Annotated in this window: 14 protein-coding genes; 9 read left to right on the plus strand and 5 right to left on the minus strand. The window is 60.1% G+C overall.

Annotation, left to right across the window (positions count from 1 at the left end):
• Positions 1-10: 10 nt before the first annotated feature.
• Positions 11-1348 (minus strand): D-serine transporter DsdX, encoded by a 1338-nt coding sequence (dsdX, locus tag HMPREF3143_RS18155; protein ID WP_070533918.1) that lies wholly within the window; start codon positions 1346-1348, stop codon positions 11-13.
• A gap of 204 nt (positions 1349-1552) precedes the next feature.
• On the opposite strand from dsdX, the gene dsdC reads away from it, so the two are divergent.
• Both dsdC and HMPREF3143_RS18165 read left to right on the plus strand, forming a co-directional pair.
• Positions 1553-2479, plus strand: a complete 927-nt coding sequence (gene dsdC, locus HMPREF3143_RS18160; RefSeq protein ID WP_008500151.1) for a DNA-binding transcriptional regulator DsdC — start codon at positions 1553-1555, stop codon at positions 2477-2479.
• An 84-nt stretch (positions 2480-2563) separates the two neighbouring features.
• Positions 2564-3652: a cellulase family glycosylhydrolase gene (locus HMPREF3143_RS18165; RefSeq protein WP_070533921.1), complete on the plus strand. Its 1089-nt coding sequence runs from the start codon at positions 2564-2566 to the stop codon at positions 3650-3652.
• Here HMPREF3143_RS18165 and emrD read toward each other — a convergent pair.
• From emrD to tisB, 4 genes are all read right to left on the minus strand, one after another.
• Positions 3555-4739 carry a multidrug efflux MFS transporter EmrD gene (emrD, locus tag HMPREF3143_RS18170; protein ID WP_023293703.1) on the minus strand — a complete coding sequence of 395 codons (1185 nt, stop codon included), beginning with the start codon at positions 4737-4739 and terminating at the stop codon, positions 3555-3557. The genes HMPREF3143_RS18165 and emrD overlap by 98 nt on opposite strands.
• 175 nt (positions 4740-4914) lie before the next feature.
• Positions 4915-5748: an EamA family transporter gene (locus HMPREF3143_RS18175; RefSeq protein WP_070533923.1), complete on the minus strand. Its 834-nt coding sequence runs from the start codon at positions 5746-5748 to the stop codon at positions 4915-4917.
• A gap of 62 nt (positions 5749-5810) precedes the next feature.
• Positions 5811-6257: a GNAT family N-acetyltransferase gene (locus tag HMPREF3143_RS18180; protein WP_070533924.1), complete on the minus strand. Its 447-nt coding sequence runs from the start codon at positions 6255-6257 to the stop codon at positions 5811-5813.
• Positions 6258-6321: 64 nt separating this feature from the next.
• Positions 6322-6411, minus strand: a complete 90-nt coding sequence (gene tisB, locus HMPREF3143_RS26490) for a type I toxin-antitoxin system toxin TisB (protein WP_008500146.1) — start codon at positions 6409-6411, stop codon at positions 6322-6324.
• Between the two features lie 521 nt (positions 6412-6932).
• Between tisB and ivbL the strand changes: the two genes are divergently transcribed.
• The 7 genes from ivbL (at position 6933) to uhpT (ending at position 14131) form a co-directional block, all read left to right on the plus strand.
• Positions 6933-7031: an ilvB operon leader peptide IvbL gene (gene ivbL, locus HMPREF3143_RS25795; RefSeq protein WP_057979964.1), complete on the plus strand. Its 99-nt coding sequence runs from the start codon at positions 6933-6935 to the stop codon at positions 7029-7031.
• A 106-nt stretch (positions 7032-7137) separates the two neighbouring features.
• On the plus strand, positions 7138-8826 hold the full coding sequence (ilvB, locus tag HMPREF3143_RS18190; protein ID WP_008500145.1) for an acetolactate synthase large subunit: 1689 nt from the start codon (positions 7138-7140) through the stop codon (positions 8824-8826).
• 3 nt (positions 8827-8829) lie between these two features.
• Positions 8830-9117: an acetolactate synthase small subunit gene (gene ilvN, locus HMPREF3143_RS18195; RefSeq protein WP_008500144.1), complete on the plus strand. Its 288-nt coding sequence runs from the start codon at positions 8830-8832 to the stop codon at positions 9115-9117.
• Positions 9118-9199: 82 nt separating this feature from the next.
• Complete coding sequence (gene uhpA, locus HMPREF3143_RS18200) at positions 9200-9793, plus strand: response regulator transcription factor UhpA (protein ID WP_008500143.1); 594 nt, start codon at positions 9200-9202, stop codon at positions 9791-9793.
• On the plus strand, positions 9790-11295 hold the full coding sequence (gene uhpB / locus HMPREF3143_RS18205) for a signal transduction histidine-protein kinase/phosphatase UhpB (protein WP_070533940.1): 1506 nt from the start codon (positions 9790-9792) through the stop codon (positions 11293-11295). Before uhpA ends, uhpB begins: the two co-directional genes overlap by 4 nt.
• Entirely contained in the window at positions 11288-12607 is a 1320-nt protein-coding gene (locus HMPREF3143_RS18210) for an MFS transporter (RefSeq protein WP_032664653.1), read from the plus strand. The genes uhpB and HMPREF3143_RS18210 overlap by 8 nt, the downstream gene beginning before the upstream one ends.
• A gap of 132 nt (positions 12608-12739) precedes the next feature.
• Positions 12740-14131 (plus strand): hexose-6-phosphate:phosphate antiporter, encoded by a 1392-nt coding sequence (gene uhpT, locus HMPREF3143_RS18215; RefSeq protein ID WP_046091933.1) that lies wholly within the window; start codon positions 12740-12742, stop codon positions 14129-14131.
• Positions 14132-14271 lie beyond the last annotated feature (140 nt).

A 14271-nucleotide genomic window follows, 5' to 3' on the forward strand; every position in this document is an offset into this window, starting at 1 on the left:
CTCTTCGCGCTCAGATAATAAAAGAAAGCAGGAATGTGCCGCCAAGTGCAAGCACCGAGGCGATAAACGTCGCCGTCGTATAGTATTTGAAGGTCTCATTCAGGGTCGCGCCGCAGTATTGCTTCACCAGCCAGAAGAGGGAATCGGTCACGATCGTGCAGCCAATGGCGCCGGAACCGATGGCAATGGTGATGATCTCCGGGCTGACGTTCGGGTAGAGCGGCAGCATCGGCGCGACGATGGCCGTGGCGCCCATCATCGCGACCGTGGCGGAGCCTACGGCGGCATGCAGCACCAGCGCCACCAGCCAGGCGAGCAGGATAGGGTGCATGTGCAGGTTCGAGAGAATTTGCGCCAGCGAGTCCGCCAGTCCGCTGGTTTTCAGGATGGCGTTGAACGCGCCGCCCGCGCCGATAATCAGCAAAATGTTGGCGATAGAGCCAAAGCCGTGCTCGGTGTGCGTCAGCATCGCGCCCATGCCCATGTGCTGGCGGATGCCCAGCAGGTAGTAGGCGACAAACACGGCGATGAACATGGCGGTGATGGGGTTGCCGATAAACTCCAGCAGCGTATACAGCGTGCCGTCTTTTGCCATATTCAGTTCAGCGATGGTCTTCACCAGCATCAGGGCAATCGGCAGCAGCACCGTAAACAGCGTGGCGCCCAGCGACGGCAGGGTATGCTCTTCCCGCACCTTCAGGTCTGAAAATTCCGCCGGAACCGGTTTAAACGGCAGACGATTGCCGAGCAGCTTCAGGAACAGCGGGCCGCCGACCAGAGAGGCCATCAGGCCGACCATCAAACCGTAGATAATGACCGTTCCAACGTCCGCTCCTAATTTATTGGTCACAAACAGCGCAGCCGGATGCGGCGGCACCACGCAGTGCACCGCCATCAGCGCGGTACAGAGCGGAATGGCCAGCTTAAGCAGCGACGTGTGGGTCTTTTTGGCGATGGAAAACGCCAGTGGGATCAGCAGGACCACGCCCACTTCCACGAACAGCGTAATGCCGCAGATCAGGCCCACCAGCACCATAATCACGTCTGCTGACAGCCAGCGGCAGCGCTGCAGGGCGATCCCGATGCGCTCTGCCGCGCCGGAAACCTCCATCATCTTGCCGAGAATGGTGCCCAGACCAATCACGGCCGCCAGGAAGCCCAGCGTGCCGCCAATCCCGCTCTCAATGGCGTTTACCATATCCAGCGGGCTCATTCCCATCATTGCGCCGACGAAAAAGCTCGCCAGCAGCAGCGCGAGGAACGGGTGAAACTTCAGCTTAACGATGGTTAAAACAATCAACACAATGCTGACCAGCAGCGTTGCCACAACCCAGACCTGAGATCCCATATCTCACCTCACCCTTATGTCATCTGGAGGTATTGGACGAAAAAGCGGCGTGGGCTGACAAACGATATAAATTGGCGTTCAGGTGAGCCAGATTGAATCAACTGAGTGACTGCGCTCTAAAAAACGCACTTGATCCGCATTAGGTTCACATAAATTCACCCTTAAACAGTATGCTGAGCGCAGAAACTACGCGTGAGAATTGTGATGACCGATGCAAATGAAGCCAGAAACCGGCTATTAAACGGCTGGCAGCTGTCGAAAATGTACACCTTTGAAGTGGCGGCTCGACATGAATCCTTCGCGCTGGCGGCGGAGGAGCTGTCGCTCAGCCCCAGCGCGGTGAGCCACCGCATCAACCTGCTCGAAGAAGAGCTCGGTATTCAGCTGTTTGTCCGTTCGCACCGTAAAGTCGAGCTGACGCAGGAGGGAAAGCGCGTTTACTGGACGCTAAAATCGTCCCTCGACACCCTGAATCAGGAGATCCTGGACATCAAAAACCAGGCGCTGTCCGGCACGCTGACGGTCTACTCCCGGCCGTCGATCGCTCAGTGCTGGCTGGTACCCATGCTGGGTGACTTTACCCGCCGCTATCCGTCGATTTCGCTCACCGTCCTGACCGGCAATGATTACGTCAATATGCAGCGAACGGGGGTCGATCTGGCGCTCTATTTCGACGATACGCCGCCAAACCATCTGTCTCATCACTTCCTGATGGACGAAGAGATTTTGCCCGTCTGCTCGCCGCAGTATGCCCGCGAGCATGAGCTGTTGAAAAACCCCGATAACCTTAGCCACTGCACGCTGCTGCACGACCGTCAGGCCTGGAGCAATGATTCCGGTACGGATGAGTGGCTGAGCTGGGCGCAGCATTTTGGGGTAAATATGCCGCCATCGTCGGGCATTGGTTTCGATCGTTCCGACTTAGCGATTATTGCGGCCATCAACCACGTCGGCGTCGCGATGGGCAGAAAGCGGCTGGTGCAAAAACGGCTTGAACGGGGCGAACTGATCGCCCCGTTTGGTGACAAGACCCTGAAATGCCATCAGCACTACTATGTTTCGACGCTTTCGGGCCGACAGTGGCCGAAAATAGACGCCTTTATCGGCTGGCTGAGAGAACTGGCAGGTTGAAGAATTATTACGCTTTCGCGCTACACCAAATGTGAAAAAGCGTGCTAAATACAGGTAATGCTTTCGATTTATCCAGGGTAAACCGTGTTAAAGCTTCTTATAGCGACCGCGTTACTGATCTCTTCCGGCTGGGCCATTGCCGCTGAGCCGCCGCTGACGGCTGCCCGTTATGCGCAGCAGCTTGGCGTCGGGATGGATGTGGACTGGGCGCGCACCGAGCGCGGCATACGCGAATTCGACCCGCTGGTGGTCCGCGATTTTCGGGCTAAAGGCATTACCCACGTGCGCATCCGCGTGGCCGACGAGCCGACGGAAGCGCGGCTGATCCACCTGCGCAAGCTGGTAGAAGCCTGTGAGCAATATGGCGTGATCCCGATAGTCGCGTATCAGGCTGATGAATATAAAAACGACCCGAAAGCCGATAACGAGAAAGAGACGGTCAACTGGTGGATTGCCGTGGCGCACTATTTCGGTCAGAGCTACCCGCTGCTGGGTTTTGATCTCATTTATGAGCCGGCCGACAAGCTCAACCACAATCTCGCGTCGCTGAATCGCGTGTATGAAAAAACCGTTAAAGCGATCCACGACATCGACCCGCAGCGCATGATCTTCATTGCGCCACGCCTGCGTGCCGCGCCGGAGGAGTTATCCAGCCTGAAGCTGCCCGCGCACAGCCAAAACTATCTGCTGGCGGAGTGGCATATTTTCCCGTGGGGGCCGCTGAAGAATGGCGGTAAATACCCGTGGACGTCCGGCACGGCGGCGGAGAAAGCGGCAATCCGTAACCGCATCAATGCCGCGCTGCACTGGCAGCAAAAAACCGGGCACGTTAGCTGGGTTGGGGGCTGGGGCGTGGGAGAATCAAGCCGCTTTACGCCAACCGCCTCGCAGATAGCGTTCGCTACCTTTATGGCCTGCGAGCTGCAAAAGGCGAAAATCCCGTATGCGCTTAACGCGGATTTCCAGTTTTACGACGGGGAAGAGGGCGCCTGGCGGCCTGCGCCAGAGCCGTTATTGCAGGCGATGATCGCCCCTGTCTGTGAAAAGCCCGGCGAGAAGCCGGGCCATCATGCGGTTAAACCGGCTGCTCGTGATGCGGGACACGCGACGCCAGCGGCAGCCAGCACAGTAAAATCAGCAGCCCCATCAGCGTCATCAGCAGGCCCAAACTAGCCTGCCCGGTCTGCGGCATCATCGCTGAAAGCCAGGCCAGCGCGCCGGAACCGATGTTTTGCAAACCGCCCACCAGCGCGCCCGCCGTACCTGCGAGGAACGGGAACGGCTCCATCGCGCCGCTGGTGGCGAGCGGGAACAGCATCCCCGCGCCAAAGAAGAACAGCGCCGCCGGGATGAGCAGCGTCCAGACGGTCATCACGCCAAACAGCCCCGGGATCCACATCATCAGACCCGCCAGCAGACAGCTGATCACCGACTGCCACATCAGGGTGGAGAAGCGTTTGTTTGGTCGCCCGGCAAACCACGCGCCGAAGAACGCCGCCGGGATCGGCAGAATAAACAGAATGCTCACCACCATACTGCTCAGGCCAAGCCCCGCGCCCAGCAGCACGCCGGAGCAGGCTTCGAACACCGCGATGCCCGCCAGGCCGCCAATCAGCATCAGCAGGTAGCAGGTAAACGCGCCGTTGCCGAACAGCGTTTTATAGCTGGCGATCAGCTTCGTGCGCGGCGCGTCCTGCGGGCGCGTTTCCGGCATCCAGCGCGCCATGCTGAAGGTGACAATGATGCACAGCACCAGCAGGAAGGCGTAGCAGGCGCGCCAGGACCACATCGTGTCCAGCAGGCCGCCGATCAGCGGGGCCAGCAGCGGGCTGACCAGAATCCCCATATTCAACAGACTGTTGGCATGACGGAGCTGGGTGCCCTGATACATATCGCGCGGTAAGGTTCGCGCCATCACCCCGCCAACGCCGGTCCCCACGCCCTGCAGGGCGCTGGCGGCAATCAGTACGGTCAGGCTATGGGTAGTAATGGCAATCACCGTCGCCACCATGAAAATACTCATGCCCACCAGGATCACCGGGCGACGCCCGACGCGGTCAGAGAGCGGGCCGTAGAAGAGCTGCGAAACGCCATAGGTCAGCAGGTAGGCCGCCATTACGCTCTGTACCGCGCCCTCGCGGACGTTCAATTCCTTTGCCATGTCGGCAATCGCCGGAATGTAGATGGTTTGCGCCATCTGACCGACGGCCACCAGTAACACCAGCATCAACAATAAGTTAACGTTCCGTTGCTTTTTCATGTCGCTGAATACTTTTGCCAAAAGAGAAAAATGAAGAATAAGTGACTGCGCATTCCCATAAATGCGCGAGGAATCTACCACAGAGAGATGACAATTTAAGCATTGTCGCGGTGAATGAAAAAACCGGTAAAGGCAGGATTTGTAAACAAGAACGGCAACTAATGTTGCCAGTGCTTTACGCCAGGCGCAGCAGAATGGCGCCGCCGGCGATACCCAGCGCCGCTGCAATGCGCAGGCCCGCAACCTTCTCTTTTAAAAGCAGAAATGCGATCAGCGCGCCAAAGAGTATTGAGGTTTCACGCAGCGCCGCGACCACCGCCAGCGGCGCCTGCGTCATCGCCCACAGCGCCAGACCGTAAGAGCCCATGGTCCCCACCCCGCCAAGCAGCCCCTTTTTCCAGTGCAGACGCAGGTAGCCGGACGCCTCGCGCCGACGTGCCACCATCGCCCAGCCGAGCAGGCAGAAGCCGTTCATAAAGAAGGTCCACAGCGTATAGCCCAGCGCGGTCTCCGACAGCCGCACACCGGTGCCGTCCACCAGTGTATACCCGGCGATAAAACAGGCATTCAGCAGCGCCAGCCAGATCCCCTTGCGTGAGTGCATGCGCCCGTTCATCGCCATCGCCAGAATCGACAGGCAAATTACCCCGATGCCGGACCAGGCGAGCCAGGAGAGACGATCGCCGAGCGCCAGCACGCTGATCAGCGCCACCAGCAGCGGGGCGGTGCCGCGCATCAGCGGGTAGGTCTGGCTCATATCGGAAACCTGATAGGTCTTCGCGACCAGCACGGTGTAGACCACCTGTAAGGCGCAGGAGACGATCAAAAACGGCCAGCTTGCGGCAGAGGGCTGTGGAGAGAAGGGGAGCAGCACCAGGGCAATCAGCGTGGCGGAGCCGCTGACGCTGATTGCAGAATAAAGCTTGTCCGTTCCGGCTTTGACGATGGCGTTCCAGCTGGCATGCAGCAGCGCGGCGAAGAGTAAAATGCAGAATACGGTGAGGGTCATGGCGTATCGGGTGATGAGTTGTCACTCAACTGTAACATTCACGCTCTGAAGCTGCCAGCCGGTTACACCGCACAAAAAAGGCGGTGCGTCACCCGCGGTTCGTCCGAGACCAGCGTAAACCCTGCCTGGCGATAAAACCCGTAGGCAGCGTCCGGTGCATGGGTATTGAGGAAATCGAACCAGATGCTGGCATCGGCCATCACCACGGTCAAAAGCTGCTTGCCAATTCCCAGCCCGCGATACTTCTCGCTGACGTAGAGATGGCGAATACGCCCGGCGCGCGGCTGCTGGCTGAACGGATCGCGATTCAGACCGCACACGCCAACTAGCTTGCCGTTGAGAAACGCCCCCAGCAGCTTTTCACCCGGCGCGTTAAAGCGGTTCTCACCCCGCTGCCAGCTCTCTTCCAGCCTGCGCAGCATGTTGAAATTCAGTGCGATACTTTCCGCCTTCAGGGCGATATACCCCGGCTCGTCGGGCGTGACAGGCTCAATTAACAGACGCGACATAGCATTCCCTCGTTATTAAAGAGGGGCGGTTGCCCGCCCCTCTCAGGTGCGACTTGAACCTGAATTACCGAACGAATTTCAGGACAGCATCAAGCAGTTGCAGTACTGCAACAATGAGTTTGAGGATAAGTATCACCATATCCACTACGCTCATACGCGTCTCCTTTTGGTTAAAAGGAGCACGATGCTGGCGTACCTTTCCGCCGCCTGTTACCAGCACCTGGATTGACGTAACACAGTGTGCTCACTTCAGGGGTTAAGGCACTGACGGCACCACCCGTTTCAGCCAGGACTTCGTTGCGCCGGTAGAACTGCGGCCCCCTCGCTCACTGCGAACACCCTCAGTATAGATAAATACTGTACGTATGAACAGTATTTTGTGGACAAAATCTGGAAGGCGATCCATACTCAAAAACGTCAAAATCCGTGCCGGAATTGCGCGTTCGTCTTCGATCGCGTATACTTTTTGCGTTGACGTAACACAGTGTGTTCTGCGGCGACCAACCGCAAAACCCTGATAAAAACCTCGCTTCGGCGGGGTTTTTTGTTTTCATCCCCCAACAAACGAAACGTGATCCCTGACGCATTTTTGCGCAGATGAAAATATTTCCATTGTCACGCCCGAAAACCTGTGTTTGTATAAATTCCATCAATGATTCCAAACACAGGTCCCCAATGACTTCATCCATCTTCACTTCGACCCTACTAAAAACTGCGCAACCAGCCGCAGTGGTCGTCGTGCGTGTGGTGGTGGTCGTCGGCAATGCGCCGTAGGGACTGGATCAACACACGAATCCAAAACCCCGCCGGCGCAAACCGGGCGGGGTTTTTCGTTTAGGACCCTCCCCGGAAAGTCGGCCCAGAAGAAAAGGACTGGAGCATGGCAAGTTCGGGCACAACATCCACCAAGACGCGTTTTACCGGCGCGCAGCTGATCGTTCATCTGCTGGAGCGACAGGGCATCACCACGGTTGCGGGCATCCCCGGCGGCACGGTGCTGCCGCTGTACGATGCGTTAAGCCAAAGCACGCAGATCCGCCATGTGCTGGCGCGCCACGAGCAGGGGGCAGGCTTTATCGCTCAGGGCATGGCGCGCACGCAGGGTAAACCGGCGGTCTGTATGGCCTGCAGCGGCCCGGGCGCAACCAACCTGGTCACCGCCATCGCCGACGCGCGCCTCGACTCCATTCCGCTGATCTGCATTACCGGCCAGGTGCCGTCCTCGATGATCGGTACCGATGCGTTCCAGGAAGTGGATACCTACGGCATCTCTATCCCCATCACCAAACATAACTATTTAGTTCGCGACATCGCCGAGCTTCCTCAGGTTATCAGCGATGCGTTCCGCATTGCGCAGTCCGGCCGCCCGGGCCCGGTGTGGATAGACATTCCTAAGGATGTCCAGACCGCAGAGATCGAGATCGACGTGCTGCCGGAGCCGGGCGAGCGTGCCCCCGCGCCGGAGTTCAGCGCTGAGAGCGTGCGCGACGCCGCCGCCATGATTAACGCCGCCAAACGTCCGGTGCTCTATCTGGGCGGCGGGGCGATTAACGCCGCGGATGAAATCCGCCAGTTTGCGGAAAAAGCCAACCTGCCGACCACCATGACCCTGATGGCGCTGGGTATGCTGCCAAAAGCGCACCCGCTGTCCCTGGGGATGCTGGGCATGCACGGCGCGCGCAGCACCAACTACATCCTGCAAGAGGCGGATTTGCTGATTGTGATGGGCGCGCGTTTTGATGACCGGGCGATTGGCAAAACCGAGGAGTTCTGCCCGAACGCGAAAATCATTCACGTGGATATCGATCGCGCCGAGCTGGGTAAAATCAAGCAGCCGCACGTGGCGATTCAGGGCGACGTAGCCGAAGTGCTGGCGCAGCTGATCCCGCAAACGGACGCGACCGATCGCGCCGACTGGCGCCAGCTGGTGGCCGATCTGCAGCGCGAGTTCCCGGGCGCGATCCCAACTGAAGGCGATCCGCTGAGCCACTATGGCCTGATCAACGCCGTGGCCGCCTGCGTCGACGACAGCGCGATTATCACCACCGACGTGGGCCAGCACCAGATGTGGACCGCCCAGGCCTACCCGTTGAACCGTCCGCGCCAGTGGCTGACCTCCGGCGGCCTCGGCACCATGGGCTTTGGCCTGCCTGCAGCAGTAGGTGCAGCGCTGGCGAATCCGGACCGCAAGGTCATCTGCTTCTCCGGTGACGGCAGCCTGATGATGAACATTCAGGAGATGGCGACCGCGGCCGAAAACCAGTTAGACGTGAAAATCATCCTGATGAACAACGAAGCGCTGGGGCTGGTGCACCAGCAGCAGAGCCTGTTCTACAAGCAGGGCGTGTTTGCGGCGACCTATCCGGGGATGATTAACTTTATGCAGATTGCCGCCGGCTTTGGCCTGCACACCTGCGATCTGAACGCGGAAGAGGATGCCCACGCGGCGCTGCAGGCGGCGATCTCGCGTCCGGGCCCGGCGCTGATCCACGTGCGTATCGACCCTGAACAAAAAGTGTATCCGATGGTGCCGCCGGGTGCGGCAAATACTGAGATGGTGGGAGAATAAGCCATGCAGAAACAACATGATAACGTCATTCTGGAACTCACCGTCCGCAACCACCCTGGCGTCATGACCCACGTCTGCGGGCTGTTTGCCCGCCGTGCGTTTAACGTGGAAGGCATTCTCTGTCTGCCGATTCAGGGCAGCGAGCACAGCCGCATCTGGCTACTGGTCAACGATGACCAGCGTCTGGAGCAGATGATGGCGCAGATCGACAAGCTGGAGGACGTCACCAACGTGGCGCGCAACCAGTCCGATCCCACCATGTTTAACAAAATTGCGGTGTTCTTCGAATAGATCGCTTAAGGTAAGCGTCTTTCGCTCTTGTAGGCCGGATAAGCGCAGCGCCATCCGGCTTTTTCAGACCGCAGGAACACACATGACCACCATCGCCCTTATCGACGACCACCTTATCGTCCGCTCTGGCTTTGCCCAGCTTCTCAACCTCGAACCGGATTTCCAGGTCGTGGCCGAGTTTGGCTCCGGCCGCGAGGCGCTGGCGGGCCTGCCGGGGCGCGGGGTGCAGGTCTGTATCTGCGACATTTCGATGCCGGATCTCTCCGGGCTGGAGCTGCTAAGCCAGCTGCCGAAAGGGATGGCGACCATTATGCTCTCGGTCCACGACAGTCCGGCTCTGGTCGAGCAGGCGCTTAACGCGGGGGCGCGCGGCTTCCTCTCTAAACGCTGCAGCCCGGACGAGCTGATTGCCGCCGTGCGCACCGTCTCCACCGGCGGCTGCTACCTGACGCCGGAAATCGCCATCAAGCTGGCGGCTGGACGACAGGATCCGCTCACCAGACGCGAGCGTCAGGTGGCGGAGAAGCTCGCGCAGGGGATGTCGGTAAAAGAGATTGCCGCCGAGCTGGATCTGTCGCCGAAGACCGTGCACGTCCATCGCGCCAACCTGATGGAAAAACTCAACGTCAGCAACGACGTCGAGCTGGCGCGCTGCATGTTCGACAGCTGGCAATGAGTCCCGTCTTTTCGCGGCTGATTGCCGTCGTTGCCAGCTTTTTCATCTTCTCCGCCGCGTGGTTCTGCCTGTGGAGCATCAGCCTGCATCTGGTGGAACGTCCTGAGCTGGCGGTGCTGCTGTTTCCCTTCGGCCTGCGTCTGGGGTTAATGCTCCAGTGCCCGCGCGGCTACTGGCCCGTGTTGCTGGGCGCAGAGTGGCTGCTGCTGGTCTGGCTGGCGCAGGAAGTGGCCCTCGTGCATCTGCCCTTATTGATGACCGGAAGCCTGCTCACGCTTCTCCCGGTTGCTCTCATTTCCCGCTATCGTCACCAGCGCGACTGGCGCACCCTGCTGCGGCAGGGGGCGGCGCTGATTGCCGCCGCGCTGCTGCAGTCCCTGCCGTGGGTTGGCGACAAGGAGATGCTCAACGCGCTGCTGCTGACCCTCACCGGTGGCCTGACGCTGGCACCCACCTGCCTCGTGATCTGGCACTACCTCACCAGCACCGTCTGGCAGCCGCTTGGTCCGGGGCTGGTGTCCCAACCGGTGAACTGGCGCGCCCGGCATCTCATCTGGTATCTGCTGCTGTTCGTGGTGAGCCTCTGGCTTCAGCTCGGTTTACCTGCCGAGCTTTCACGCTTCACGCCGTTTTGCCTGGCGCTGCCGATTATTGCCCTGGCCTGGCACTACGGCTGGCAGGGGGCGCTGATCGCGACCCTGATGAACGCCATCGCGCTGATTGCCAGCCAGACCTGGCACGACCATCCGGTGGATCTGCTGCTCTCGCTGCTGGCCCAGAGCCTGACCGGGCTGCTGCTCGGGGCGGGTATTCAGCGTCTGCGCGAGCTGAACCAGTCCCTGCAAACCGAGCTGGCGCGCAACCGGCGTCTGGCTGAACGCCTGCTGGAGACGGAAGAGAGCGTGCGGCAGGAGGTGGCCCGCGAGCTGCACGATGACATCGGCCAGACGATCACCGCCATCCGCACCCAGGCGGGCATTGTCCAGCGTCTGGCGGCGGAAAACGCGGGCGTGAAGCAGGGCGGAGCGCATATCGAGCAGCTTTCACTGGGCGTGTATGACTCGGTGCGACGCCTGCTCGGCAGGCTGCGGCCGCGCCAGCTTGACGACCTGTCGCTGGAGCAGGCGGTGCGTTCCCTGATGCGCGAGATGGAGCTGGAAAGCCGCGGCATTGTCAGCCATCTCGACTGGCGAATTAACGAATCTGCGCTGAGCGAAGGCCAGCGCGTAACCCTGTTCCGCGTCTGTCAGGAAGGGCTGAACAATATCGTCAAGCACGCCAGCGCCAGCGCGGTCACCATCCAGGGCTGGCAGCAGGACGAGCGCCTGATGCTGGTGATTGAAGACGACGGCTGCGGCCTGCCGCCCGGCTCCGGGCAGCAGGGCTTTGGCCTGGCGGGCATGCGCGAGCGCGTGAAGGCGCTGGGCGGCACGCTGAGCCTCTCCTGCACCCACGGGACGCGCGTCAGCGTCAGCCTGCCGTTAAGGACGCATCATGTTTAAAACCCCAGCCAGCGCAGCCCCGTTAAGCAACAAAGCGGAAATCGACGCCCGCTACCGCTACTGGCGTCGTCATATCCTGATCACTATCTGGCTCGGCTACGCGCTGTTCTACTTCACCCGCAAAAGCTTCAACGCCGCCGCGCCGGAGATCCTCGCGAGCGGCGTGATGACCCGCACCGATATCGGCCTGCTGGCGACGCTGTTTTATATCACCTACGGCCTGTCGAAGTTCTTCTCCGGCATCGTCAGCGATCGCTCCAACGCGCGTTATTTCATGGGCGTTGGGCTGATCGCCACCGGCGTGGTGAATATTCTGTTTGGCTTCTCCACCTCGCTGTGGGCCTTTGCCCTGCTGTGGGCGCTGAACGCCTTCTTCCAGGGCTGGGGCGCGCCGGTCTGCGCGCGTCTGCTCACCGCCTGGTACTCACGCAACGAACGCGGCGGCTGGTGGGCCGTCTGGAACACCGCGCACAACGTCGGCGGGGCGCTGATCCCGATGGTGGTGGGGGCCGCGGCGCTGCACTACGGCTGGCGCGCGGGGATGATGATTGCCGGTGGCCTGGCGATTGTTGCCGGGCTGTTCCTCTGCTGGCGCCTGCGCGACAGGCCACAAACCGTGGGCCTGCCTGCGGTGGGCGACTGGCGGCACGACGAGATGGAGATTGCCCAGCAGCAGGAGGGCGCGGGGCTGACCCGCAGGGAGATCCTCACCAAATACGTGCTGAAAAACCCGTACATCTGGCTGCTGTCGCTCTGCTACGTGCTGGTCTACGTGGTGCGCGCGGCCATCAACGACTGGGGCAATCTGTACATGTCCGAGACGCTCGGCGTGGACCTCGTGACCGCCAACTCGGCGGTGACCATGTTCGAGCTGGGCGGGTTTATCGGCGCGCTGGTGGCGGGCTGGGGCTCGGATAAGCTGTTCAACGGCAACCGCGGCCCGATGAACCTGATTTTTGCCGCCGGGATTTTGCTCTCTGTTGGCTCGCTGTGGCTGATGCCGTTCGCCAGCTACGTCATGCAGGCGGCGTGCTTCTTCACCACCGGCTTCTTCGTGTTTGGCCCGCAGATGCTCATCGGCATGGCGGCGGCGGAGTGCTCGCACAAGGAGGCGGCAGGCGCGGCGACGGGCTTTGTCGGGCTGTTTGCCTACCTGGGCGCATCGCTCTCCGGCTGGCCGCTGGCGCGGGTGATTGACGTCTGGCACTGGAGCGGGTTCTTCGCGGTGATCGCCATCGCGGCGGGCATTTCCGCCCTGCTGCTGCTGCCGTTTTTACATGCGCAGGCCCCGCGTGAAGCCAGCGTGATGTGATGCGCCTCACCTTTTCACCCCGAGTGGCGCAAAACTAGGAAATTTTCCCGGTTTTACCTGGACGCTGTCTCAGGCATCTCTCCCGGCTGATTTTTACAATGCTGCAAAAATCAGCTCAGGAGTAAACCAACCATGCTGGCCTTCTTAAACCAGGTGCGCAAGCCGACTCTGGATCTGCCGCTCGACGTGCGGCGCAAGATGTGGTTCAAACCGTTCATGCAGTCCTATCTGGTGGTCTTCATCGGCTACCTGACCATGTATCTGATCCGCAAAAACTTTAACATCGCGCAGAACGACATGATCTCGACCTACGGGCTGAGCATGACGCAGCTGGGGATGATTGGCCTGGGCTTCTCCATCACCTACGGCGTGGGCAAGACCGTCGTTTCCTACTACGCGGACGGCAAAAACACCAAGCAATTCCTGCCGTTTATGCTGATCCTCTCCGCCATCTGTATGCTCGGCTTCAGCGCCAGCATGGGCGCGGGCTCCGTCAGCCTGTTCCTGATGATCGCCTTCTACGCCCTGAGCGGTTTCTTCCAGAGCACCGGCGGGTCGTGCAGCTACTCCACCATTACCAAATGGACCCCGCGCCGCAAGCGTGGTTCGTACCTCGGCATGTGGAACATCTCCCACAACCTCGGCGGGGCGGGCGCGGCTGGCGTAGCGCTGTTCGGCGCAAACTACCTCTTCGACGGCCACGTCATCGGGATGTTTATCTTCCCGTCGATTATCGCCCTGATCGTCGGCTTTATCGGCCTTCGCTACGGCAGCGACTCCCCGGAATCGTACGGCCTCGGCAAAGCGGAAGAGCTGTTCGGCGAGGAGATCAGCGAAGAGGACAAAGAGACCGAAGAGAACGAGATGTCCAAATGGCAGATCTTTGTTGAGTACGTGCTGAAAAACAAAGTGATCTGGCTGCTCTGCTTCTCAAACATCTTCCTCTACGTGGTGCGTATCGGCATTGACCAGTGGTCAACCGTGTATGCTTTCCAGGAGCTGAAGCTTTCTAAAGAAGTAGCAATTCAGGGCTTCACCCTGTTCGAAGTGGGCGCGCTGGTCGGCACGCTGCTGTGGGGCTGGCTCTCCGACCTCGCCAACGGCCGTCGCGCGCTGGTGGCCTGCATCGCGCTGGCGTTGATTATCGCCACCCTCGGCGTCTACCAGCACGCCAGCAACCAGTACGTTTACCTGGCGTCCCTGTTCGCGCTCGGCTTCCTGGTGTTTGGTCCGCAGCTGCTGATCGGCGTGGCGGCAGTGGGCTTCGTACCGAAAAAAGCGATCGGCGCTGCCGATGGGATTAAAGGCACCTTCGCCTATCTGATCGGCGACAGCTTTGCCAAGCTGGGTCTGGGGATGATCGCCGACGGCACGCCAATTTTCGGCCTCACCGGCTGGGCGGGCACCTTCGCAGCGCTGGATGCGGCAGCGATCGGCTGTATCGTCCTGATGGCGATGGTCGCGGTGCTGGAAGAACGTAAAATTCGCCGTGAAAATCGCGCGCAGAAATTAAAAGCGGCCTGAGTGTGCAGGTAACGTCTTTGCCCGGTGTGTGATGCCGGGCTTTTTTATTTGCGCCAACGGCGTTAATACCTGATCCCCCATTCCGCAACGTCTTTTCAGAGCACTATTCTGGTTATGCCCGCTGTTGACGCCGTGCGTTT

It is taken from the genome of Enterobacter sp. HMSC16D10 (assembly GCF_001807145.1).
GTDB lineage: Bacteria > Pseudomonadota > Gammaproteobacteria > Enterobacterales > Enterobacteriaceae > Enterobacter > Enterobacter roggenkampii.

Coding starts and splice junctions, on each gene's coding strand:
- uhpA (WP_008500143.1), top strand. CDS start 9,200: ATGACCACCATCGCCCTTATCGACGACCACCTTATCGTCCGCTCTGGC.
- HMPREF3143_RS18180 (WP_070533924.1), bottom strand. CDS start 6,257: ATGTCGCGTCTGTTAATTGAGCCTGTCACGCCCGACGAGCCGGGGTAT.
- tisB (WP_008500146.1), bottom strand. CDS start 6,411: ATGAGCGTAGTGGATATGGTGATACTTATCCTCAAACTCATTGTTGCA.
- dsdX (WP_070533918.1), bottom strand. CDS start 1,348: ATGGGATCTCAGGTCTGGGTTGTGGCAACGCTGCTGGTCAGCATTGTG.
- ilvB (WP_008500145.1), top strand. CDS start 7,138: ATGGCAAGTTCGGGCACAACATCCACCAAGACGCGTTTTACCGGCGCG.
- ivbL (WP_057979964.1), top strand. CDS start 6,933: ATGACTTCATCCATCTTCACTTCGACCCTACTAAAAACTGCGCAACCA.
- emrD (WP_023293703.1), bottom strand. CDS start 4,739: ATGAAAAAGCAACGGAACGTTAACTTATTGTTGATGCTGGTGTTACTG.
- HMPREF3143_RS18210 (WP_032664653.1), top strand. CDS start 11,288: ATGTTTAAAACCCCAGCCAGCGCAGCCCCGTTAAGCAACAAAGCGGAA.
- ilvN (WP_008500144.1), top strand. CDS start 8,830: ATGCAGAAACAACATGATAACGTCATTCTGGAACTCACCGTCCGCAAC.
- dsdC (WP_008500151.1), top strand. CDS start 1,553: ATGACCGATGCAAATGAAGCCAGAAACCGGCTATTAAACGGCTGGCAG.
- uhpB (WP_070533940.1), top strand. CDS start 9,790: ATGAGTCCCGTCTTTTCGCGGCTGATTGCCGTCGTTGCCAGCTTTTTC.
- HMPREF3143_RS18175 (WP_070533923.1), bottom strand. CDS start 5,748: ATGACCCTCACCGTATTCTGCATTTTACTCTTCGCCGCGCTGCTGCAT.
- uhpT (WP_046091933.1), top strand. CDS start 12,740: ATGCTGGCCTTCTTAAACCAGGTGCGCAAGCCGACTCTGGATCTGCCG.